General features: G+C 72.7%; 17 protein-coding genes. 9 read left to right on the top strand and 8 right to left on the bottom strand.

The window, feature by feature from the left end; translation table 11 throughout:
- Positions 1 to 28: 28 nt before the first annotated feature.
- The 6 genes from CCS38_RS25980 to CCS38_RS26005 all read left to right on the top strand — a co-directional run bounded on the left by CCS38_RS25980 (position 29) and on the right by CCS38_RS26005 (position 8160).
- Complete coding sequence (locus CCS38_RS25980; RefSeq protein WP_223735744.1) at positions 29 to 1429, top strand: condensation domain-containing protein; 1401 nt, start codon at positions 29 to 31, stop codon at positions 1427 to 1429.
- 71 nt (positions 1430 to 1500) lie between these two features.
- On the top strand, positions 1501 to 1830 hold the full coding sequence (locus CCS38_RS25985; protein WP_223735745.1) for a hypothetical protein: 330 nt from the start codon (positions 1501 to 1503) through the stop codon (positions 1828 to 1830).
- Between the two features lie 162 nt (positions 1831 to 1992).
- The gene (locus CCS38_RS25990) at positions 1993 to 3150 is read left to right on the top strand and encodes an acyl-CoA dehydrogenase family protein (RefSeq protein WP_223735746.1); all 1158 of its coding nucleotides are present in this window, start codon (positions 1993 to 1995) and stop codon (positions 3148 to 3150) included.
- Between the two features lie 11 nt (positions 3151 to 3161).
- Positions 3162 to 4775, top strand: coding sequence for a thiamine pyrophosphate-binding protein (locus CCS38_RS25995; RefSeq protein ID WP_223735747.1), 1614 nt, complete (start codon positions 3162 to 3164; stop codon positions 4773 to 4775).
- On the top strand, positions 4772 to 5956 hold the full coding sequence (locus tag CCS38_RS26000; protein WP_223735748.1) for a glutamate dehydrogenase: 1185 nt from the start codon (positions 4772 to 4774) through the stop codon (positions 5954 to 5956). Before CCS38_RS25995 ends, CCS38_RS26000 begins: the two co-directional genes overlap by 4 nt.
- Positions 5953 to 8160 (top strand): acetate--CoA ligase family protein, encoded by a 2208-nt coding sequence (locus CCS38_RS26005; protein WP_223735749.1) that lies wholly within the window; start codon positions 5953 to 5955, stop codon positions 8158 to 8160. The genes CCS38_RS26000 and CCS38_RS26005 overlap by 4 nt, the downstream gene beginning before the upstream one ends.
- A gap of 75 nt (positions 8161 to 8235) precedes the next feature.
- Here CCS38_RS26005 and CCS38_RS26010 read toward each other — a convergent pair whose 3' ends face one another.
- On the bottom strand, positions 8236 to 9801 hold the full coding sequence (locus CCS38_RS26010; RefSeq protein ID WP_308050875.1) for an APC family permease: 1566 nt from the start codon (positions 9799 to 9801) through the stop codon (positions 8236 to 8238).
- Positions 9802 to 9948: 147 nt separating this feature from the next.
- On the opposite strand from CCS38_RS26010, the gene CCS38_RS26015 reads away from it, so the two are divergent.
- On the top strand, positions 9949 to 10557 hold the full coding sequence (locus CCS38_RS26015) for a TetR/AcrR family transcriptional regulator (protein ID WP_223735750.1): 609 nt from the start codon (positions 9949 to 9951) through the stop codon (positions 10555 to 10557).
- Positions 10558 to 10786: 229 nt separating this feature from the next.
- On the top strand, positions 10787 to 12172 hold the full coding sequence (locus tag CCS38_RS26020) for an FAD-binding oxidoreductase (RefSeq protein ID WP_223735751.1): 1386 nt from the start codon (positions 10787 to 10789) through the stop codon (positions 12170 to 12172).
- Here the strand turns inward: CCS38_RS26020 and CCS38_RS26025 are convergent.
- The 6 genes from CCS38_RS26025 to CCS38_RS26050 form a co-directional block, all read right to left on the bottom strand.
- Positions 12150 to 13088, bottom strand: a complete 939-nt coding sequence (locus CCS38_RS26025; protein ID WP_223735752.1) for an oxidoreductase — start codon at positions 13086 to 13088, stop codon at positions 12150 to 12152. The two genes, CCS38_RS26020 and CCS38_RS26025, sit on opposite strands and share 23 nt — an antisense overlap.
- A gap of 189 nt (positions 13089 to 13277) precedes the next feature.
- A complete protein-coding gene (nirD, locus tag CCS38_RS26030; RefSeq protein ID WP_223735753.1) occupies positions 13278 to 13655 on the bottom strand; it encodes a nitrite reductase small subunit NirD in 378 nt (125 codons plus the stop codon).
- A complete protein-coding gene (gene nirB / locus CCS38_RS26035; RefSeq protein WP_223735754.1) occupies positions 13652 to 16249 on the bottom strand; it encodes a nitrite reductase large subunit NirB in 2598 nt (865 codons plus the stop codon). Before nirB ends, nirD begins: the two co-directional genes overlap by 4 nt.
- A gap of 2 nt (positions 16250 to 16251) precedes the next feature.
- The gene (locus CCS38_RS26040) at positions 16252 to 17517 is read right to left on the bottom strand and encodes an NAD(P)/FAD-dependent oxidoreductase (RefSeq protein WP_223735755.1); all 1266 of its coding nucleotides are present in this window, start codon (positions 17515 to 17517) and stop codon (positions 16252 to 16254) included.
- 110 nt (positions 17518 to 17627) lie between these two features.
- Positions 17628 to 18821 (bottom strand): M20 metallopeptidase family protein, encoded by a 1194-nt coding sequence (locus CCS38_RS26045; protein ID WP_223735756.1) that lies wholly within the window; start codon positions 18819 to 18821, stop codon positions 17628 to 17630.
- Between the two features lie 30 nt (positions 18822 to 18851).
- A complete protein-coding gene (locus CCS38_RS26050; protein ID WP_223735757.1) occupies positions 18852 to 20153 on the bottom strand; it encodes an MFS transporter in 1302 nt (433 codons plus the stop codon).
- Between the two features lie 160 nt (positions 20154 to 20313).
- Between CCS38_RS26050 and CCS38_RS26055 the strand changes: the two genes are divergently transcribed.
- The gene (locus tag CCS38_RS26055; RefSeq protein ID WP_223735796.1) at positions 20314 to 21330 is read left to right on the top strand and encodes an Lrp/AsnC family transcriptional regulator; all 1017 of its coding nucleotides are present in this window, start codon (positions 20314 to 20316) and stop codon (positions 21328 to 21330) included.
- Between the two features lie 43 nt (positions 21331 to 21373).
- Here the strand turns inward: CCS38_RS26055 and CCS38_RS26060 are convergent, their stop codons facing one another.
- Positions 21374 to 22246 carry an aldo/keto reductase gene (locus tag CCS38_RS26060; protein ID WP_223735758.1) on the bottom strand — a complete coding sequence of 291 codons (873 nt, stop codon included), beginning with the start codon at positions 22244 to 22246 and terminating at the stop codon, positions 21374 to 21376.
- Positions 22247 to 22249: the final 3 nt, after the last annotated feature.

A 22249-nucleotide genomic window follows, 5' to 3' on the forward strand; every position in this document is an offset into this window, starting at 1 on the left:
CAACTGACAGGCAACGAAAAGAGCCATAGTGCTTCAGGTACCCATCGAAGATGTGGAGATCGCCCCGGGACACGTCTTTGAGTGGTCGGTGGTGGAAACGAGAATGCACGGCTCGGCCGAATCCGACCCGCCGCACGAGACCACCACGTACAACCAGGCGAAACATTTCGCGGTCGCCCAGGACTCGCGCAGCACGGACGATTCCGTATCGGCTTACGTGGCCGGGTCGTTCGAGATCTCCGGGCCGCTGGACCGGGACGCGCTGGAAGCCGCACTGCTGCATTTCGTGCGCCGGCACGAGGTGTTGCGCTGCACATTCCAGCAGCTCGCCGGTGACTTGTCCTGCGACGCGCTGGCGCCGGAGGACATCGAACTCAAAACGGTCGACGTGGGGCCGGTCGGCTCCACCGCCGGAATCCGCACGTATCTGCACGAGTTCTTCCAGCGGGTCGACACGCTGTCCTGGCCGCTGATCATCATGGGCGCGGTGGTCAGGGACGACTCCACCACGGTGTACTTCGCCTGCGACCACCTGGTGACCGACGGGCTGTCGACGCCGATCGCGGTGCACGACATCGCCGACGCGTACGCGGCCTACGCCGGCGGCGAGGAGCCCGACTTCTCCGAGGTCGGCAGCTACGTGGACTTCAGCCGCGAGCAGCGCGGCCGCAACGGGACCATGGCCGCGGAGGACGAGCGGCTGGACCACTGGAAGGGGTTCATGGCGCGGGGCGGGAACTTCTTCCCGCCGTTCCCGCTCGACCTCGGCGTCGAGCCGGGCTGCCTGTATCCCACGGTCAACGAAACGGAAACGCTTCTGCCGGCGGACGGGGCCGCGGCGCTGGACGACCAGTGCCGGGCCGTCGACGGGCGGCTGTTCATGGGGCTGCTGGCCGCGGTCGGGGTGTCGCTCCGGAAGGAGGGCGGGCCGTCGGTCTACCGGGGCCTCATGCCGGTCAACGAACGCGGCCGGGGCGCCTATGCGCACACCATGGGCTGGTTCATCAACACCATGCCGATGGAATTCCCGGTGCCGGAGGGCGCGGAGTTCGCGGAGGTGATGGCCGGTGTGCGGGACGCCTTCGCCGAAATGCAGCGCCATGCCGACGTACCGTTCGTACAGGCATGGCGGCTCCTCGCGCCGCGCGAGTACACCGCGCTCCGCTACTGGCCGTATGCCGTGAACTTCTTCTCGTACCTGGATTTCCGCAAGGCGCCGGGTGCGGAACACCACGCCGCGCGGAACGCCAGGAAGCACCTGTGGGCCTCGCGCAGCAACGGCATCTGTTTCTGGTTCCACCGCAACGACGCCGGCCTCCACATGAACTCCATTTACGTGGACACTCCGCAGGCCCGGGTCACCAAGTCGGCCCTCGGCGGCACGCTGGAACACACGCTGAAGAACATGGCAGAAGCGGGCACGTTCTAAAGGGAATGGTGTTGGTCCGCTCAGTGGACCAAGTGGCCCGGTGTGTGGTCCTGCCTCGCTACCCTGATCGCATGACCCTGACACCGGAACTCCCCGCCGCCACCGCCGGCGACTGGTGGGTCACCACCGACCAGTCGCTGGGCCTCGCCCAGCAGCACAGCGCCGCCGCGCGCACGGCTCCCGACCTGCTGGCCACCCTCGCCGAGATCGGCCGGGTGCGGGCCGCCGCCGATTCCGCGCTCGGTGCCGCCGTGCGCGCGCTGCTCTCCTCCGGGCATGACTGGGAAGAGATCGCCGCCGCGCTCGGCCTGCCCGACGCGGCCGCCGCCCGCCGGGACACCGCGGAAGCGCTGGACCGCGCCGACCGCGCACTGGACCAGCGCCTCGGCCGCCACGGCTGAGTACGGGCGCCCCGGCCGTCACGGCTGACGCCGCACACCGCTCTCCTGTACCCAGCCCGCTGACCGACGATTCAGTCGGCGGGCTCATTGACATGCCCGGCTCCCGCTCCAAATACTGACTCACGATTCAGTAAGCGTGCCGTTGCCGCAGAGGGAGAGCCCATGTCAGAGCTGCCCACCGAGCTGGTCCCGCTGACCCCCGAGCAGCGGGACATCATCGACCTCACCCGCGCGTTCGCCCGCGACGAGATCCGGCCGCGCGCCCGCGACGTGGACGAGGCCGACACCAGGACCCCCTGGGATCTGTGGCGCAAGGCCGCCGAGGTCGGCATCACCGGCTTCATGCTCCCGGCCGAGTACGGGGGCGGCGGCTTCACCGACGTCTCCACCCAGGCGCTCGTGCAGGAGGAGCTGTGCGCGGGCGACCTCGGCATCGGCAACCTCCTCTGCTCCAACGGCTTCTTCGCCGACCCGGTGCTGGAGCTCGGCACCAAGGAGCAGCAGCGGACCTGGCTCACCCCGCTCACCGGCCCCGACACCCCCATGACCGCCCTGGCCACCACCGAGCCCGGCGCCGGCTCCGACGCCGCCTCGATCACCACCACCGCGACCCGCACTTCCGGCGGCTACCGGATCAACGGCCAGAAGGCGTGGATCTCGAACGCCGGCGAGGCCGACCTGTACGTCGTCTTCGCCAAGACCGACCCCGCGCTGCGCGCCCGCGGCGTCACCGCGTTCCTGCTGCGCAAGGACACCGAGGGCGTCGAATTCGGCGCGCCCATGCGCAAGATGGGGCAGCGCGCGATCGTCTGCCGCGAGATCTTCTTCCGCGACGCGTTCGTACCGGACGAGAACCGGCTCGGCGACGAGGGCCAGGGCTTCCACGGCCTCATGCGGACGTTCGACATCTCGCGCGCGATCCTCGGCGCGGCCGCGACCGGTATCGCGCGCGCCGCCTACGAGTACGCCCGCGACTACGCCACCACCCGGCAGCAGTTCGGCAAGCCGATCATCGAGCACCAGGCCGTCGCCTTCCGCCTCGCGGACATGCGGACCCGGGTCGAGCAGGCCCGGCTGATGACCTGGCGCGCGGCCAAGCGGCTGGACGCCGGGCTGGACGCGACCACCGAGGCCGCGATGGCCAAGCTCACCGCCTCGGAGACCGCCGCGTACTGCACCTGGGCCGCGGTCCAGACGCTCGGCGGCTGGGGCTACTCGCGCGAGTACCCGGTCGAGCAGTGGATGCGCGACGCCAAGCTGGAGGAGATCGAGGAAGGCACCTCGGACATCATGCGGCTCGTCATCGCGCGGGGGATGTGATGACGGCGGCCATGACGGGCGGCCGGGCCGTCGTGCGTGCGCTGGCCGCGCACGGCGTCACGCAGGCGTTCGGCATCCCCGGCACGCACAACCTGGAGATCTACCGGCACCTCGACGCGTACGGCATCGCGCACCTCAACCCCCGCCATGAGCAGGGCGCGGGCTACGCCGCCGACGCGTACGCACGCGTCACCGGCCGCCCCGGCGTCGCGCTCACCACCACCGGCCCCGCCCTCCTGAACATCGCGGCGGCGGTCGGCCAGGCGTACTCCGACAGCGTCCCGCTGCTCGTCGTCTCGCCCGGGATGCCGCTGCGCCACCCGCGGCAGTCCACCGGGCTGCTGCACGAGATGCGCAGCCAGACGGACGCGCTGCGGGCGGTCGCGGCGGTCAGCCACCGGGTGTCGACGGTGGCGGAGATCGGCGCGGCGGTCGCCCGCGCGTTCACGCTCTTCCGTACGGGGCGGCCGCGCCCGGTGCACATCGAGGTGCCGCTGGACCTGCTGACGGCGACGGAGGCACCCGGCCCGGTACGGCTCGCGCCGCCCTGCGTGACGGTGGGCGCCGATGCCGGCCCGGTGGCCGAAGCCGCGGAGGTGCTGCGTACGGCCCGCCGTCCCGCTCTCGTCCTCGGGGGCGGAGCCCGGGCCGCTGCCCCCGAATGCCGAGCGTTGGCAGAGCAGTTGGGGGCCCTCGTGGTGACCACCGCCAACGGCAAGGGCATCGTCCCCGAGACCCACCCCCTCTCTCTGGGCGTCTCGCTGCAGAGCCCGGTGGTGCAGCGCCGGCTGGCGGCGGACTGCGACGCGGTGCTTGCGGTCGGCACGGAGCTCGCCGAGTCGGACGTATGGACGGCCGAGCCGCTCGCCCTGGGCGGCCCGCTGATCCGCGCGGACATCGACCCGGCCCAGATGTACGGGGTGCTCCCGGCCGACATCGCGCTGGTGGGGGAGGCGCGGGAGACGCTGCGGGCACTGATCGAGAAGGTACGGGCGCCGATCGGGGAGGCGGGGAGCGAGCGGGACACGAGTGCGGCCGCACGTACGGCCGCCGCGCTTCGTGCCGAGCGGGACGCGGAGACGGCCGAGCGGGACGCGCGCTGGCTGCCGTACCTCCGGGTGCTCCGCGAGGTACTGGACCCGGACGCCGTGCTCACCTCCGACAGCGCCCAGTGCTGCTACTACGGCGCGATCCCGCACCTCCCGCTCGGCCCCGAGGGCCGCTTTCTGCACCCGACCGGCTTCGGCACCCTCGGGTACGCGCTGCCCGCCGCCATCGGAGCCAAGGCCGCGGACCCGGGGCGGCAGGTGGTCGCGCTCAGCGGCGACGGCGGGCTGCAGTTCTCCGTACAGGAGCTGGCCACCGCCGTACAGACCCGACTGCCGCTCCCTGTGGTCGTGTTCGACAACGGGGGGTACGGCGAGATCCGCGACGAGATGGTGGCGCGGGGCGACCGGCAGGTCGCCGTCGATCTGCCGCCCACCGACCTGGCCGCGCTGGCCCGTGCGTACGGCGGCCACGGCGCACGGGCGACCACCCCCGAGGAGCTCGCCGACGCCCTCGGCAAGGCACTCGCCACCCCCGGCCCCACCGTCATCACCGTCCCCGAGGAGCCCGCCCGATGAACCGGTCCGCCCCCCTGACGTCCCTCACCTGGACCGATCACGAGACCGGTCACCAGGGTCACCTGGTCATCGACCGGCTCGTGCGCGGCGTCTCCAGCGGCGGCCTGCGGATGCGGGCCGGCTGCACCCTCGACGAGGTGACCGGGCTCGCCCGCGGCATGACCATGAAGGAGGCGCTGCACTACAACCCGGAGGGCCGGCACATCCCGCTCGGCGGCGCGAAGGGCGGCATCGACTGCGACCCGCGCGCGCCGGAGGCGTACGGCGTGCTCGTGCGCTACCTGCGCGCCATGCGCCCGTACATCGAGCACTTCTGGACGACCGGCGAGGACCTGGGGCTGACGCAGGACCTGGTCGACAAGGCGGCGGACGAGGCCGGGCTGGTCTCCTCCATCCAGGCGGTGTACCCGCTGCTGGACGACGAGACGGCCGCCCGGCAGCGGCTCGCCGACGCCTTCGCCATCGACGTGGACGGCATCGGGCTGGACGAACTGGTGGGCGGCTGCGGCGTCGCGGAGGCCGCGCTCGCGGCGCTGGACAGGGCGGGCGTCCCGTATGCGGGCACCCGGGTCGCCGTGCAGGGGCTGGGCACCATGGGCGGCGCGACCGCGCGCTTCCTCGCCCGCGCCGGGCTGCGCGTCGTCGCGGTCGCCGACGTCAAGGGAACCATGGCCAACCCGGACGGGCTGGACGTCGAGGCGCTGCTCGCCGCGCGCGACGCGCACGGCACGGTGGACCGCGCGGCGCTGCGCCCCGGAGACCGCGAACTGCCGGGTGACGCCTGGCTGTCGGCGGAGGCGGAGATCCTTGTACCGGCGGCCGTCTCGTACGCCATCGACGCCGGGAACCAGGCCGGCATCGCCGCGCGTTGGGTGGTCGAGGCGGCGAACATGCCGGTACGGGAGGAGGCCGAGGCGCTGCTCACCGCCCGCGGGGTGACGGTGCTGCCGGACGTCGTCGTCAACTCCGGTACGAACGCCTGGTGGTGGTGGACGCTCTTCGGGGACATCGGTGCCGACGCGGACGAGGCGTTCGCGTACACACGGCGGTCGATGCGGGCCCTGATCGACCAGATGCTGGCGCGCGCCGAGGCGGTCGGCTGCACGCCGCGCGCCGCCGCGCACGGCATCGTGGCGGACCGGCTGCCGGTGATCGCGGAGCGGTTCGGGTGGTACCGATGACGGGCGGCCGGACGGCCGGGGAGCCGGGCAGGGCCGACCCGACGGTCCCCGAGGGCGAGCCGCTGGGCTCGGCCCCGACGGCCCCGGAGGGCGAGCCTCTGGGCTCGCTCTTCGATCCCCGTTCCGTGGCCGTGGTCGGGGCCTCGGCCAATCCGGAGAAGTGGGGGTACTGGCTCGCTGCCGGGGCGCTCGCGGGGCGCGGGCGCCGGGCGGTGCATCTGGTCAACCGGCGCGGCGGCGCGCTGGACGGCGTGCCCTTCCTGCCGGACCTCGCCGCCCTGCCGAGCGCACCGGAGCAGGTGGTGGTGGCCGTGCCGCCGCACCAGGTGCGGGCGGTGGTCGCCGAGGGCCTGGCGGCCGGCGCCCGCTGCTTCACCGTCATCACCTCCGGCGGCACGGGCGCCGCCGCGGAACGGGCGCTGGCGTCCGAGGTCACCGCGCACGGCGCCCGGCTGCTCGGCCCGAACTGCATGGGCGTCGTCGACACCACCAGCGACCTCCGCCTGAGCTGGGGCGACTTCCCGGCCGGGCAGGTCGGCCTGGTCTCCCAGAGCGGCAATCTCGCGCTGGAGATCGGCCGCCTGCTGGCCCGCGCCGGGCAGGGCTTCTCGCGCTTCGTCTCGCTCGGCAACCAGCGGGACATCGACGCCACGGACGCGCTGTTGGCGCTGGTGCGCCATGAGCCGACGCGCGTGATCGCCGCGTACGTCGAGGACTTTCGCGACGGGCGGCGGCTGGCCCGGGCGCTGGCCGCGGCGCACGCGGCGGGCAAACCGGTCCTGCTGCTGACCGTGGGCGGTAGCACCGCGTCGGGCCGCGCTGCGGCCTCCCACACGGGTGCGCTTGTCAGCGCCCGCGCCACGGTCGCCGCCGTCTGCCGGGACGGCGGTGCGCTGCTGTTGGACACAGCGGGCGAGGTGGTCGACACGGCGGTGTGCCTGCTGGCTACGCGCGGGCGCGCCGCAGGGGCAGCCCCTGCTCCTCCGCCGGCGGCTTCCCCACCGTCGTGGCCGCTCGCGCAGTTCCCCGCGCCCCTAAAAGCCCGCCCCCGTGTCGCTGTTCTCGCCGACAGTGGGGGGCAGGGGGCCCTTGCCGCGGATGCCTGTGCTGCCCGCGGTCTGGACGTGCCGGCGTTCTCCGCCGCCACCGCCGAAGCCGTCGCGGCCCACCTCCCGCCCAACGCCGCCTCCGGTAACCCCGTCGACCTCGCGGGCGCCGGCGAGGCCGACCTCGGTAGCTACGCGCGCCTCGCTCGTACGCTGCTGACCTGCGGTGAAGCCGATGCTGTGGTCCTCACCGGCTACTTCGGCGACTACGCGACCGGCAATCCGGCGCAGGCCGCGCGCGAGACGGAGGTGGCCCACGAGCTCGCCGACGCGGCCGCGTCCTCCGGCCGCCCGCTCCTCGTCCACACCATGGCCCGCGACACTCCGGCCCTCGCCGTCCTGCGGGAGCACGGCGTCCCGGTCTACGAACGCATCGAGCAGGCCGCCGCCGCCCTTTCCGGCCTGGCCCGCCTCCGTACGGCACGCCTCAGGCCACCCCTGCCCACCCCGCCTCCGGCCCTGTACCGCGTCCCTGACGGCGACTACCGGACCACCCGCGACCTGCTCTGCGCGTACGGACTGACGTTCCCCGCCGCCGAGTTCGTCCGCACCGCCGACGAGGCCGCGGCGGCCGCGCACCGCGTCGGCTTCCCGCTCGTCCTGAAGGCGATGGGGCTGGCCCACAAGACGGAGGCCGGCGGAGTGGCACTCGGCCTCGCCGACGAGCCCGCGCTCCGTACCGCCTTCGCCCGCATGCGCGCGGCCACCGGCGCGACCCGGTATGCCGTCGAGGCCATGGCCACACCTCCGTACGCGGTCGAACTGATCGCCGGTGTACGGCGCGACCCCGCCTTCGGCCCGGTCCTCATGGCCGGCATCGGCGGCGTACGCGCCGAACTCCTCGCCGACACCGCACTCGCGCCGGCCCCGCTCACCCCCAACCACGCCCGCGACCTGCTGCTCTCCCTGCGCCACGCCCCGCTGCTCACCGGCTGGCGAGGCGCCCCCGCCGTCGACCTCGACGCCGCGTCGGCCGCCCTCTGCGCCCTCGCCCACGCCGCCGCGGAACACCCGGAACTCACCGACATCGAGATCAACCCGCTCCTCGTCCACCCGGGCGGCGCGGTGGCCCTGGACGCCGCCGCCGTACTGAGCTGAATTCACGACCACCGGAAACCCGCAACCACCGGAGGGGCCGCCCGCACACCGCGGACGGCCCCTCCGGCGCTGAGGTCACCCCTTCGCGCGCCGCGTCTTCGTGCCCAGCGCGTAGAACACCAAGCCGATGACCAGGAACAGGGCCAGGGGCAGTACCTGGCTGAGCGTGTAGGCGAGCCGCTGGCCCGCGAACGACGGGGGCAGGGAGTCGGCCGCGTCCCCCGCCGTGCCGAACCAGCCGACTCCGAAGCCGGGCCAGATCAGGACCACGACCGTGAAGGCGACGAGGCCCGTTGCCAGTGTGGTGACCACCCATGCGCCGACGCGGCCGCCCGGTACGGCGTAAGGCCGCACCGTGTCCGGGTACTTGCGGCGGAGTACCAGCAGGCTCGGGAAAGTGATGACGTACGAGATGAATGTGGTGGAGATGGTCAGGCCCAGGCCCGCCGCGAAGTATTTCTCGCCGTCGCCTTCGGTGAGGTTCAGGGCGAGGACGAAGAGGAGGGAAGCGAGAACCGCCGACAGCAGATTCACCCGGATCGGGGTGCCGCGCTTTTCGTCGATTCTGCCGAGCCAGGCCGGTCCCACGCCGTCCGCGCAGGCCACCGCCTGTGCCCGGTGCGCACCCATCGCCCACGTCACGCCGCTGGTCAGCAGCCCGATGATGAGCCCGGCCGCCGCGATCCCGCCGAAGATGGAGCCCGCCCCGCTCAGCGTGACGGTGCCGTCGGCGGCGATATGGCCCCCGTACACCGTGAATACGGCCTTGCACGCGTCGATGAAGCCCCCGAGGCTGCCGATCTCCTTTGCGGGGAGAACGAACAGGATTCCCAGGATGGGGCCGCCGTACAGGACGATCGAGGCCAGGCCCGAGCGCAGGATCGAGAGCGGAATGTCCCGGCGCGGGTTGGTCATCTCCTCGGCCGCCGAACTCGGCAGCTCGAATCCCACGTAGTTGAAAATCAGCACGGGGACGAGTGCGATGAATCCCGCGTACGTCGGGGCGAATTCACTCGCGGGCAGTGCGTGCACCCCGTGCTCGAATGCGAAGACGACCACGGAGATCAGGAAGAAGCCGAGCAGCACGATGCGCGCGACGGCCCCCGCGATCGGGACCCACTTGCCGAACCGTACGGCCTGCACGACGGCGAGCGCGCCGCCCCAGATGAAGATCAGCCCGGCCGCGTACTTCCACACGCCCGGCAGCGGCGTGAAGAACTCCTCCCACGTCGTCAGCGCGATGATGCAGAGGCTGCCGCCGACCCAGACCGGATTGGAGATCCAGTACAGGATCTGGTTGAGGCCGGCCGTCAGGCGCCCGAAGGCGAGCCGGGTCCAGACGTACGGGCCGCCCTGTACGGGGAACGCCGATCCCAGCTCGGCCACCAGCAGCCCGTACGGCAGGAAGAAGGCGAGGGCGAGGATCGCCATCCAGGTCAGCCCCTGCGGGCCCTGCGCCGCGACCGAGCCGATCGTGTCGAGCCCGACCAGCGTGCAGATCAGGAAGAACAGCACGTCCAGCCGCCGCAGATCCTTCCGCAGCCGGCCGCGCTGCTCGCCCCAGCCCTCGGAGAGGTCGGGTGCGTCGGGGCCTTTGCGGCCCTGTGGAGCGGACAGCGGTGGCGTCTCTGTGTCTCTCACGGCGGACTCCCTGCGACGACGCGGGCGGGATGACGAAGCGGAACGCTCCAACTAACTGAACGCACAGTCAGTAATGGGAAGGGACTGTGGCCCCGCAGCCGGGCGGTGTCAAGGGTTCTCGCACGCCGCCGCCTGTAGGCTGACGGCGTGGCAAGAGTCCGGTTGAACGTGGCGGAGCGGCGCGAAGAGCTGCTGCGCGCCGCGATTGAGCAGATCGAGGCCCGTGGTGTCGCGGCGGTCCGCGTCTCCGACGTGGCCTCGGCGCTGGGCGTCTCCAACGCGCTCGTCCTGTACCACTTCTCGACCAAGGAGAAGCTTGTCGCGGCGGCGTTCGCGCACGCCGCGGAGGCCGATCTCACCCACCTCCGGCGTCTCCTCGGCCGCCGCACGACCGCGGTGCGGCGGCTGCGCGCGGCGGTGCGGTGGTATGCGCCCACCGGGCAGGCGAAGGGGTGGCGGCTGTGGATCGAGGGGTGGGCGGCGGCCCTCCGCGATCCGGTCCTGCGGGAGACGGCCGGGGGCCTGGACCAGCAGTGGAAGAAGGCCCTCGCGGATGTCATGGCCGAGGGCGCGGCGGCGGGCGAATTCGACTGCCCCGACCCCACGGCATCGGCGTGGCGCCTCACGGCGCTCCTGGACGGTCTGGCCGTCCAGATGACGTCCTACGAAGGCCCGCTCTCCCGCGCGTCGATGCTGGAGTGGGCGGAGGAGGCGTTGGCCCGCGAGCTGGGCCTGACGCGCGGAGCCCTCAAGTAGCCGCGTACGCGAAGAATTCCGACCACGTACGGGCGCCGACGGTCAAGTGCGGCCCCTTCACGTCCTTGGAGCCGAGCGGCGGCTCGTCGAATGGGGCATCCCCTATCGACTCTTGCCGACCGCTGGAACATTCGCCCCCGCAGCCCCTTCGGTAAAACCCTCGTGGCCGAGCTGGAATTGCCGGTGAACGGGCATTGCCGGAGTGCGCCTGCGGCGGGAAGCTGACGCCATGAACGCGGAAACTCTGGAAGCACTGAGGGAATCGGTGCGGGGGCCTGTTATCGGTCCGGAGGATTCCGGATACGACGAGGCCCGCAAGGTGTACAACGGGATGATCGACAGGCGTCCCGATGCGATGGTCCGGTGCTCGGACGCCGCGGACGTCATGAGCGCGGTGCGGACCGCTCGCGAGAAGGGGCTCGAACTCGCCGTGCGCGGCGGGGGACACAGCGGGCCCGGACTCGGCGTCCAGGACGGCGGCGTCACCGTCGACCTGTCGCCGATGCGGTGGGTGCGGGTCGACCCCGGCGCGCGGACCGCGCAGGTCGGGGGCGGGAGCCTGCAGTCCGACCTCGACCACGCCACACACGCCTTCGGCCTCGCCGTGCCCTCCGGCACCGTGTCGTGCACGGGCCTGGGCGGGCTGACGCTCGGGGGCGGGCACGGGTACCTCACACGGAAGTACGGCCTGACCGTGGACAATCTGCTGGCCGCGGATGTCGTACTGGCCGACGGCAGCTTCGTCACCGTGGACCAGGAGAATCACCCTGATCTTTTCTGGGCGTTGCGCGGCGGGGGCGGAAATTTCGGTGTGGTGACCTCCTTCACCTACCGGCTGCATCCGGTGAGCACGGTAGGCGTCGGAATCACGGTGTGGCCGGCCGAGCGTACGCGTGAAGTACTGGCCTGGTACCGGGAATTCCTGCCGCGGCAGGGCGAGGATCTGTACGGCTTCTTCGCGGCGCTGAATGTGCCGCCGGGGCCGCCGTTCCCCGAGGAAATCCACGGGCGGAAGATGTGCGGGGTGGTGTGGTGCTGGACGGGTGAAACGGAGCGGTTGGGCGAGGCGCTCGCCGCCGTCCAGGAACCCGGAAAGCCTGCCTTCCATTTCGCGGAGCCCATGCCGTATCCGGAGCTGCAGTCCATGTTCGACCCGCTGTTGCCGCCCGGACTGCAGTGGTACTGGCGCGGGCACTTCTTCGACCGCATTCCGGATGCCGCGCTGGACGCGCACCTCACGTACACGCAGGGGCTGCCGGACGGACTGTCGACCATGCACCTGTATCCGGTCGACGGGGCCGCGCACCGGGTCGGGAAGGACGAGACTGCGTGGAACTACCGGGACGCCCTCTGGTCCGGGGTTTTCGCCGCCATCGACCCCGACCCGGCCAACGCGCAGACGATCAAGGAGTGGTGCGTCGGGTACTGGGAGGCACTGCGCCCGTACTCGATGGGCGGCGGCTATGTGAACTTCCTCGGCGAGGGAGAAGGGGAGGACCGGGTCCGGGCCACCTACGGCGACCACTACGACCGGCTCGCGCGCGTGAAGCGGACGTACGACCCGGACAACTTCTTCCACGTGAACCAGAACGTCAGGCCCGCGCCGCCGCAGTGAAGTCGTAGGTCACGCCTGTCAGTTGTTCCGAGGCCGTCCACAGGGCGTCCGACGTGGTGTCGTCCTGCGTCCACGGGGCGCGGAAGGACGGCGCGGGGGCGCCGCGGAGGCCGCCCTGCGGGCCGATGAACGCGTCCGGCTTCATGTGCGGGGCCGTGGCCGCGCACAGGGCCGGGAGCGCGCCGGTCTCGGCGGGCTGGGCGAGGACGCGGTTGCCGAGGGCGACGACGCGCTCGGCGCGGGTGCGGCCCTCCATGCGGACGCCCGCGGTCTGGAGGTTGGTGGCGGCGTAGCCGGGGTGCGCCGCCACGGCGAGTACATCTGCGCCCGCGCGGGCGAGACGGTCGGCCAGCTCGTGCGTGAAGAGCAGGTTGGCCGACTTGGAGCGGCCGTAGGCGATCCAGCGGCGGTAGCGGCCGTGCTCGTAGTTGAGGTCGGCGAGGTCGACATCGGCGAGCGTGTGAAGGCCGCTGGAAACCGTGACGACGCGGGCGCCGGGGGTGGCGAGCAGCGCGGGCAGGAGCAGGCCGGTCAGCGCGAAGTGGCCGAGGTGGTTGGTGCCGAACTGCATCTCGAAGCCGTCGGCGGTGCGGCGGTGGGGGAGGGCCATCACGCCGGCGTTGTTGATGAGCAGGTCGAGGCGGGCCGGGGCCAGGTCGGTGGCGAAGGCGCGTACGGAGGCCAGGTCGGCGAGGTCGAGGGGGCGGAATTCGACGTCGGAAGCGGGGACCTCGGCGTGCAGCTGGGCGACGGCCGCGGCGCCGCGGTCCTTGTCGCGGCAGGCGAGGATCACCCTGGCGCCGCGGCGGGCGAGCTCGCGGGCCGTGACGTAGCCGAGGCCGCTGTTGGCCCCGGTGACGACGGCCTGCTTGCCGGTGAGGTCGGGAATGTGGGACGTGTTCCAGCGGCGGGCCATTCTGGACTCCTCGGTGCGCGTTGCTCGACGGTGCTCCTCGGCCGGGGCCAGCGTACGACGTACGTCCCGTGGGCCGGACGAGGGGCCTCCGGCACGCCCGCCGCGTATGCGACCGCCCCGCCCCGCACCTGGCAGGGCAGGGCGGCGCGGGGCGGGGCGGTCGGTCTCGGACCGGCTCGGGGCCGGGGATCAGGCGGCCGCGGCGGCCTCCGGGGCCACGCGCGTCTCGTACACCGGGACCGAGACCGCCGGGTCGTCCAGGCAGGCGCCCGTCTCCAGGTCGAAGCGCTGCTTCAGGAGCGGGGAGGCCACGTACGGGCGGCCGTCGGCGGAGCCGGTGAGGCCGCGGGAGAGGACGCAGGCGCCGGTGAACGGGTCGCGGTTGCCGATCGCGTACGGACGGCCCGCGCGGTCCAGGAAGACCGCGGCCTGGCCGCCGTCGGGCAGCAGCACGGCCACGCCGCGCCCGGGGACGAGCCCGGAGGGGGCGCAGACGGTGAGCCAGCCGCGGTCGGTGCGCAGTTCGATCGTGCCGGTCGTCAGCGGGCGTTCGAGGGTCTCGGTCATCGGGCGACAGTCCCTTCCAGGGTGCGTACGGGGAGCGTGGGGCCGGCCAGCAGGTCCAGGTCCGGCTTCATCTGGTCCCGCTCGGGGACGAAGCGGACGGACGGGTCGGGCGCGTCCGGCGCGTTGACGAAGGAGACGAAGCGGGCGAGGCGCTCGGGGTCGTCGAGGGTCTCGGCCCATTCGTCGCGGTAGTGGGTGACGTGGTCGGCCATCAGGGCCTCCAGCTCGTCACAGAGGCCGAGGGAGTCGTGGACGACGACGTCACGGACGTGGTCCAGGCCGCCGTCGATGCGCTCCAGCCAGGCGGAGGTGCGCTCCAGGCGGTCGGCGGTGCGGATGTAGAACATCAGGAAGCGGTCGATGAGGCGGATCAGCTCGGCGTCGGACAGGTCCTGGGCGAGCAGGTCGGCGTGGCGCGGGTCGGCGCCGCCGTTGCCACCGACGTACAGGTTCCAGCCGTTCGAGGTCGCGATGACGCCGAAGTCCTTGCCGCGGGCCTCGGCGCACTCGCGGGCGCAGCCGGAGACCGCGGACTTGAGCTTGTGCGGGGAGCGCAGGCCCCGGTAGCGCAGCTCCAGGTCGATGGCCATGCGGACGGAGTCCTGGACGCCGTACCGGCACCAGGTCTGCCCGACGCAGGACTTCACCGTGCGCAGCGCCTTGCCGTACGCGTGGCCGGACTCGAAGCCGGCGTCGACCAACCGGGCCCAGATCCGGGGGAGTTGGTCCACCCGCGCGCCGAACATGTCGATCCGCTGGCCGCCCGTGATCTTCGTGTACAGCCCGAAGTCCCGCGCCACCTCGCCGATGACGATCAGCTTCTCGGGGGTGATCTCGCCGCCGGGGATGCGCGGCACGATCGAGTACGAGCCGTTGCGCTGGAGGTTGGCGAGGAAGTGGTCGTTGGTGTCCTGCAGCGCCGCCTGCTCGCCGTCCAGGACGTAACCACTGGCCCCGAGGGTGGGCGCGAGCGAGGCGATGATCGAGCCGACGGCCGGCTTGCAGACCTCGCAGCCGTCGCCGTCCTTCGCGCCGTCCCGGCCGTGCGAGGCGAGCAGCTCCTCGTACGAGGTGAGGCGCAGGGTGCGGACGATCTCGTACAGCTCGGCGCGGGTGTGCGGGAAGCAGCCGCACAGGCCCTTGTCGACGGTGACGCCGTTGAGCTCCAGCTCGTCGTTGACCAGGGTGGTCAGCGCCTTCACGCAGGAGCCGCAGCCGGTGCCGGCCTTGGTGCACTTCTTGACCTCGGGGACCGTGCCGCAGGAGTGCTCGGTGACGGCGGCGCGGATGGTGCCCTTGGTGACGTTGTGGCAGTTGCAGATGACCGCCTCGTCGGGGAGCGCGGAGGGGCCGATCGAGACCGGGCCGCCGGTGCCGGCGGGGAGGACCAGCTGCTCGGGGGAGACGGGCGGGACGCTGCCGGTGAGCGGGCGCAGCGTGCCGTACGCCTCGGCGTCGCCGACCAGTACGCCGCCCAGCAGCGTGCCGTCCTGCCCGATGACCAGCTTCTTGTAGACGCCGGAACGGGAGTCGGCGTACACCACGTCCAGGCAGCCCTCGGCGGTGCCGTGCGCGTCGCCGAAGGACGCCACGTCCACGCCGAGCAGCTTGAGCTTGGTGGAGGTGTCGGCGCCGGTGAAGCCGTTGGTCTCCTGCGCCGCGATGGCGGACGCGGCGGTCTCGGCCATCTCGTAACCGGGCGCGACCAGGCCGTACACCCGGCCGTCGACGGCAAGCGCGCACTCGCCGATCGCGAAGACCGCCGGGTCGGCCGTCGTACGGCACTGCTCGTCGACCTTGATGCCGCCGCGCTCGCCGACCTCCAGGCCGCACTCGCGGGCCAGCTGGTCGCGCGGCCGGACACCCGCGGAGAAGATCACCATGTCGGTGTCGATGCGCGAGCCGTCGGACAGCTCCATGCCGGTCACCGCGCCGTCCTCGCCCGCGGTGATCTCCTTGCCGCCGACGCCGGTGTGCACGGTGACGCCCATGTCCTCGATGGTGCGGCGCAGCGCCTCGCCGCCGCCGTCGTCGACCTGGACGGGCATCAGCCGGGGCGCGAACTCCACGACGTGGGTGTCCACGCCCAGGCCCTTGAGCGCGCCCGCCGCCTCCAGGCCGAGCAGGCCGCCGCCGACGACCGAGCCGGAGGAGACGTTCTTGGCGTACTCCTCGATCTCCAGCAGGTCCTCGATCGTCCGGTAGACGAAGCAGCCCTTGCTGTCCTTGCCGGGGACCGGCGGGACGAAGGGGTAGGAGCCGGTGGCCAGGACGAGCTGGTCGTACTGGACGGTGAAGCCGGAGCGGGCGGTCACCGTGCGGGTGGCGCGGTCGACGGTCTCGGCCGGGTCGCCCAGCCGCAGTTCGATGCCGTGCTGCTCGATGAAGTCCGCCTCGACCAGAGAGAGGTCCTCGGGGCTGCGGCCGGAGAAGTACGAGGTGAGCTGGACCCGGTCGTACGCCGGGCGGGGCTCCTCGCACAGGACGACGACGCGTGCGGCGTCACCGGTCAGACCCCGGTCGGCGAGGGCCTCCAGGAAGCGCTGGCCGACCATCCCATGGCCGATGAGCACGATCGTGGGAGTGGCAGTCATGGTCAGTGGCCTCCATCGTTGGTGAGCAGGTGGAGCACGGGAGCGGCGGGCAGTGGTTCGTCGCCCTCCCAGGTACGGGCGAGCGCGCCGACGGTGCCGAGATCGCCGAGGAGAATGCCGCCGACCAGCCGGTCGCCGCGGACGACGACCCGGCGGTACGCGCTGCGGGTGGCGTCGCTGAGGCGGATGACGTCGTCGCCGGGGGCGGGGACGGTCTCGCCGAAGGCGGCGAGGTCGAGGACGGCGGCGGGACCGGATCCGGGGCCGGAACCGGCGCCCGGCGCGCCCAGGGTCAGCCTGGTGAGCGCCCGCGTACCGCGGTAGGAGCGCGGCGCGTCGTCGAGCAGCCGCGCCGCCAGCAGGTCGGCCTGTTCCAGCGCCGGTCCGGCCAGCCCGTAGGTCACTCCGTCGTGCTCGGCGCAGTCGCCGATCGCGAAGATGTGGGGGTCGTCGGTGCGCAGCGCGTCGTCGACGACGATGCCGCGGCGGACGGTGAGCCCGGCGGCCGCGGCGAGGCCGGTGCGGGGGCGCACCCCGCAGGCCAGGACGACCAGGTCGGCGTCGAGCGCGTAACCGTCGGCCAGCTCGACCGCGCGGACCGCGCCGTCGCCGGTGCGCAGGCCCCGGACGCGGCACTCGGTGTGCACCTCGACGCCGAGGTCGTGGAGGTGGGCGCGGAGCAGGTCACCTGCCGCGTCGTCGAGCTGGCGCTCCATCAGGTGCTCGCCCTGGTGGGCCAGTACGACCTGGGCGCCGCGCTCGGCGAGCGCCCGGGCGGCCGAGACGCCGAGCAGTCCGCCGCCGATGACGACCGCGCGGCGGCCCTCGGCGGCTTCGAGCGCCCGGCAGTCGTCCAGGGTGCGGAACGGATGGACGCCGCGGGGGAGTTCGTCGGCGCCGGGCGCGAAGAGGCCGCGCAGCGGGGGCAGTACGGGGTTGGACCCGGTGGCCAGGACGAGGATGTCGTACGGGACGGCGCGGCCGTCGTCGCAGTGCACCTGCCGGACGTCCCGGTCGACGCGGACCGCTCGTACGCCGCTGAGCCAGCGGGTTTCGGGGACCGCGGGCAGTGCGATCACCTCGGGGGTGTAGCGGCCCGCCAGTACCTCGGCGAGCAGCACGCGGTTGTACGGCGCGTGCGGCTCCTCGCCGATCACGGTCACCGTGTACCGCGCGTCGCCCTGGCTGTCGCCGGGGTCGAGCTGCCGCGCGAGCCGGGCGGCAGCCATGCCGCCGCCGATCACCACCACGCGCTGTTTCGAGGTCATGCACAGCAGCGTGCGACGCGGCTGTTACCCGTCCGCATCCCGGTCGTTTCCACCGGGGAACGCTGCTCTCCTCACACGGCGGGGTGCCGTGTGAGGAGAGCGACGGCGCGCTATGCGGCCTTCGTGAGGCGGCGGGCCGCCAGCTCCGCGTAGACCGCGGCGCCGTCCGCCAGCACCGCGTCGTCGAAGACGGCGAGCGGGGAGTGGTTGTTCGGGGCGGTCTCGGGGTCGGCGCCGGGCGGCGGGGAGCCCAGCGTCAGCATCGCGCCGGGTACCTCGGCGATCACCCGGGAGAAGTCCTCGGAGCCGTGCAGCGGCTGCGGCAGCGGCGCGTAGAACTCCTCGCCGAGCGCTTCCCGCACCGTGTGCGCCACGAAGTCCGCCTCGGCGTGATCATTGACGGTCACCGGGTACTGCTCGACGAATTCCGCGTCCACCCCGACGCCGTACGCCTGCGCGATGCCCCGGCAGACCTCCGGCGAGCCCTCCCTGACCTTGCGCTGTGCCTCGGGCGAGAAGCTGCGGACGGTCGCGTGGAAGGTGGCGGTGTCCGGGATGACGTTCTGCTGGGTGCCGGCGTGGAAGGTGCCCACCGTCAGCACGACCGGGTCGAAGATGTCGAAGGTGCGGGTGATCCACGCCTGGAGCGCGGTGACCATGGCGCAGGCGGCCTGCACGGGGTCCTTCGCGCGGTGCGGCATCGAGCCGTGGCCGCCCTCGCCGTTGACGGTCACCTTCAGGACGTTGGACGCGGCGAGCGCCGGGCCGCCGCGGGTCCCGAAGACGCCGCTCCGCAGGCCGGCGGACATCACGTGGATCGCGTACGCGGCGTCCGGGCGGTTGCCGGAGGCATCCAGTACGCCCTCCGCCAGCATCTGCCCGGCGCCGTCGAAGCCCTCCTCGCCGGGCTGGAACATGAAGACCACGTCGCCCGCGAGGCGGTCGCGGTGCGCCGAGAGCAGCTTGGCGGCGCCGGTGAGCATGGTGGTGTGCAGGTCGTGGCCGCAGGCGTGCATCCGGCCGGTGTCGGCGGCGAAGTCCAGACCGGTCTTCTCGGCCACCGGCAGCGCGTCCATGTCACCGCGCAGCAGCACCGTGGGGCCCGGCTGCGCGCCGCGCAGTACCGCCGTCACCGAGCTGAGGCGCTCGCCCGTGCTGATCTCCAGCGGGAGGCCGTCCAGCGCCGTCAGGACCGTCTCCTGGGTGCGCGGCAGGTCGAGGCCGACCTCGGGGATGCGGTGCAGCGTGCGGCGCAGCTGTACGAGATCGCCGGAGAGGGCGCGGGCATCGTCCCGCAGATTCATTTGTGCTCCTTCACGTGGGGGTGGGAGAGATCAGCGCTCGGAAGTCGAAGACGTGAGCGGGCGGATCAGGAAGGTGCCCGCGAGCGAGACGGCGGCGGCCCCCGCGGCCCACCAGGGCACCAGCGTCAGATGCCCGGCCTTCGCCATGGCCTGGGCGAGCAGCGGGAACGTGCCGCCGAACAGCCCGATCGCGATCGTGTACGGCACGCCCATCGCGACCACCCGCACCGCGACCGGGAACAGCTGCGCGAACAGCACGTTGGTGAGGCCGATGGGCGCCGCGATCAGGGCCAGGTACACCACGGTGACCAGCCACATCGGCACGGCGCCGTGGGCCAGCGCCAGCATCAGCGGCACGGTGGCCAGGGCCAGCAGGGACAGGCCGATGCGCAGGGTACGCAGCGCGCCCAGCCGGTCGGCGAGCCGGCCGACCACGACCATGGACGCGACCAGCAGCACCAGCGGGGCCAGCATCGAGGCGGCCGACTCGGTGCCGGAGACGACGCCGAGCTGCTGCGCGTACTGGGGGAGGTAGGTGGTGCCGTAGTAGTACCCGACGGTCGCGCCGATCGAGATCAGGAAGACGGCCGCCATGTTGCGCAGGTTCGACCGGTACAGCGCGCGCCGCTCGGCGGCCGTCGGGCCCGCCGCGTCGGCCTCGAACTCGGCGCTCTCCTCGACGCCGCGCCGGATCCACAGCGCCAGCAGGCCCAGCGCCGCCGCGACCAGGAAGCCGATCCGCCAGCCGCCGCCGCGCACACCGTCCTCGCCGAACGTGACCAGCAGCAGCGTCAGCACGCCGAAGGAGAGGATGTTGCCGATCACCACGCCCGAGTACGAGATCGAGCTGTACAGGAAGCGCAGGTGGCGCGGGGCGGTCTCGGTGACGTACGCGGCGGCGCTGGGGTTCTCGCCGCCCATCGACAGGCCCTGGACCAGCCGCAGCACGATCAGCAGTACGGGAGCGGCGACGCCGATCAGCGCGGCGGACGGCAGCACCGCGATCAGCACGCTGGCGCCGGAGATGATCGTCATGCTGAGGGTGAGGGCGAACCGGCGGCCGCGCGAGTCGGCGAACCGGCCCACGACATAGCTGCCGAAGGGCCGTACGACGAAGCCGACCGCGAAGCCCACGTAGGCGGCGAGCAGCTTGGTCACCGGGTCGTCGCCGGGGAACATCGCCGCGGCGAAGTACGGGGCCAGTACGGCGTAGATGGCCCAGTCGAAGGACTCCACGACACCGCCGACCGTAGCGGCGAGCAGCGCCTTGCGCCCGTTGCCGTGCGCCGTGTGTGGGGTGTCCGCGGCTCTTGCCGTGACCGCTGATGTCATCGCCGACCTCGTCTCATGGGGTCTCCTGTGCCCGGACGACCGAACGTCCGGTTTCAGGCGGTGCCGAATGGCTCGAATGAGTCGCCATGCTGGCCAGCGGCCGAACGGAGAGAAACGGATTACCCTCAAAACGCAGGAAAGCTTCGTGGAGGCGGTGACCATGCAGGAAAACATCCCCATGGACCTGAGCGGGCTCGACGCCCAGCTGGTCCACGCCCTGCAGATCGCGCCGCGCGCCTCGTGGCAGACGCTCGCCCCGGTACTGGGCATCGATCCGGTCACCGCGGCGCGCCGCTGGAGCCGCCTGGAGAAGGCCGGGCTCGCCTGGGTCACCGCCTATCCGGGGGCGCGGCGGCTGGACCGGATGTGCGTGGCGTTCGTCGAGATCGACTGCGTGGCGGGCAGCGTCGAGACGGTCACGCAGACGCTGGTACGGCTGCCGCAGGTGGCCACCGTCGAGCAGATGGCCGGCGGCCGGGACCTGGTGATCACCGTCTTCGTGCCGGGTCTCGCCGCCCTCTCCGACCTGCTGCTGCGGCGCATCGCCGGGCTGCCGGGCGTCACCGCCACCCGCGCGTCCATCGCCACCCGGGTCTACGGCGAGGGCAGTCGCTGGCGGCTGCGGGCCCTGGACGCCCGGCAGCGGGAGGCGCTGCGCACCGCCGAGGCGCCGCAGGGCGCCGCCGCGCCGCTGGACGCGCAGGACCGGGCGCTGATCACGGAGGTGTCCCGGGACGGGCGGGGCAGCGCGGTGGACATCGGGCGCGCGGTCGGGCTGAGCGCGCCCACGGTACGGCGCCGGCTCGGCCGGCTGATCGCGGACCGGGACATCGCGCTCCGCTGCGAGGTGGCCCGCGTGCTGACCGAGTGGCCGATCTCGGCGACCCTGTGGGCGAGCGTCCCCGCCACCCACCTCGCCGAGACCGCACGGGTTCTGCTGGGCCTGCCCGAGGTGCGGCTGTGCGTCGCCGTCACCGGGCCGCAGAATCTCCTCTTCACGCTCTGGCTGCAGTCGGTCCAGGACGTGCAGCGGCTGGAGATCCAGCTCGGCGAGCGGCTGCCGCACCTCCAGCTGCACGACCGGGCGATCGTCCTGAAGCAGTCCAAGCTGATGGGGCGGGCGCTGGACGACCGGGGGCGGGCGGTGGACGTGGTGCCGGTGGATCCGTGGGCGTGACCCGGCGGCCGGGCCGGGGCTCAGCCCGCCGCGTTCCTGCGGGTCAGCGGTCCGCCGCGTCCTCCAGCAGCTTCATGTCGGCCGGGCTCAGGGCGAGGTCCGCGGCGGCGAGGTTCTCCTCCAGGTGCGCGAGCGAGCCCGTACCGGGCGTGGGGAGCAGGACGGGGGAGCGGTGCAGCAGCCAGGCCAGCGCGATCTGCCCGTGACTCGCGCCGTGCCGCTCCGCGACCAGGTCCAGGGCGCGCGCTGCGCCGCCGGTCAGCCCGCCGTTGCCGAGCGGGAACCACGGCAGGAACGCGATCCCGTGCCGCTCGCACAGCCCCAGCAGCTCCTCCGAGCCGCGGTCGAGGAGGTTGTAGCGGTTCTGCACGGAGGCGATCGGGGCCAGCGCCAGCGCGGCGGTCAGCTCCGCCGGGCGGACCGTGTCCAGGCCGAGGTACCGGATCTTGCCCGCGTCCCGCAGCTCCAGCAGCGTGCCGATCTGGTCGGCGAGCGGCACCTTCGGGTCCAGCCGGTGCAGCTGGTACAGGTCGATGGTCTCCCGGCGCAGCCGCCGCAGGCTCGCGTCGCACATGGCGCGCAGCGACTCGGGCCGCCCGTCGATGTGCCAGGCGTCCGCACTCGTACGGACCACGCCGCCCTTGGTGGCGATCACCAGGCCCTCGGGATACGGATGCAGCGCCTCGGCGACCAGCTCCTCGGCCACGGCGGGGCCGTAGTTGTCGGCGGTGTCGATGAGGTTCACGCCGCGCTCGACCGCGCGCCGCAGCACCGCCACCGCGTCCCGCGGGTCGGCGTGCCGTGGACCCCAGTAACCCGGTCCCGCCAGCTGCGCCGTGCCGTAGCCGAGCCGCCGCACCGGCAGCCCGCCACCCAGGGAAAAGATCTCGGCCGGGGAAAATATCTCGGAGTCCATGAC

It is taken from the genome of Streptomyces purpurogeneiscleroticus, from assembly GCF_020024005.1.
In the GTDB taxonomy this organism is placed as follows: Bacteria; Actinomycetota; Actinomycetes; order Streptomycetales; family Streptomycetaceae; genus Streptomyces; species Streptomyces purpurogeneiscleroticus.

Coding starts and splice junctions, on each gene's coding strand:
- CCS38_RS25985 (WP_223735745.1), top strand. CDS start 1,501: ATGACCCTGACACCGGAACTCCCCGCCGCCACCGCCGGCGACTGGTGG.
- CCS38_RS25990 (WP_223735746.1), top strand. CDS start 1,993: ATGTCAGAGCTGCCCACCGAGCTGGTCCCGCTGACCCCCGAGCAGCGG.
- CCS38_RS25995 (WP_223735747.1), top strand. CDS start 3,162: ATGACGGGCGGCCGGGCCGTCGTGCGTGCGCTGGCCGCGCACGGCGTC.
- CCS38_RS26000 (WP_223735748.1), top strand. CDS start 4,772: ATGAACCGGTCCGCCCCCCTGACGTCCCTCACCTGGACCGATCACGAG.
- CCS38_RS26005 (WP_223735749.1), top strand. CDS start 5,953: ATGACGGGCGGCCGGACGGCCGGGGAGCCGGGCAGGGCCGACCCGACG.
- CCS38_RS26020 (WP_223735751.1), top strand. CDS start 10,787: ATGAACGCGGAAACTCTGGAAGCACTGAGGGAATCGGTGCGGGGGCCT.
- CCS38_RS26025 (WP_223735752.1), bottom strand. CDS start 13,088: ATGGCCCGCCGCTGGAACACGTCCCACATTCCCGACCTCACCGGCAAG.
- nirD (WP_223735753.1), bottom strand. CDS start 13,655: ATGACCGAGACCCTCGAACGCCCGCTGACGACCGGCACGATCGAACTG.
- nirB (WP_223735754.1), bottom strand. CDS start 16,249: ATGACTGCCACTCCCACGATCGTGCTCATCGGCCATGGGATGGTCGGC.
- CCS38_RS26040 (WP_223735755.1), bottom strand. CDS start 17,517: ATGACCTCGAAACAGCGCGTGGTGGTGATCGGCGGCGGCATGGCTGCC.
- CCS38_RS26045 (WP_223735756.1), bottom strand. CDS start 18,821: ATGAATCTGCGGGACGATGCCCGCGCCCTCTCCGGCGATCTCGTACAG.
- CCS38_RS26050 (WP_223735757.1), bottom strand. CDS start 20,153: ATGACATCAGCGGTCACGGCAAGAGCCGCGGACACCCCACACACGGCG.
- CCS38_RS26055 (WP_223735796.1), top strand. CDS start 20,314: ATGCAGGAAAACATCCCCATGGACCTGAGCGGGCTCGACGCCCAGCTG.
- CCS38_RS26060 (WP_223735758.1), bottom strand. CDS start 22,246: ATGGACTCCGAGATATTTTCCCCGGCCGAGATCTTTTCCCTGGGTGGC.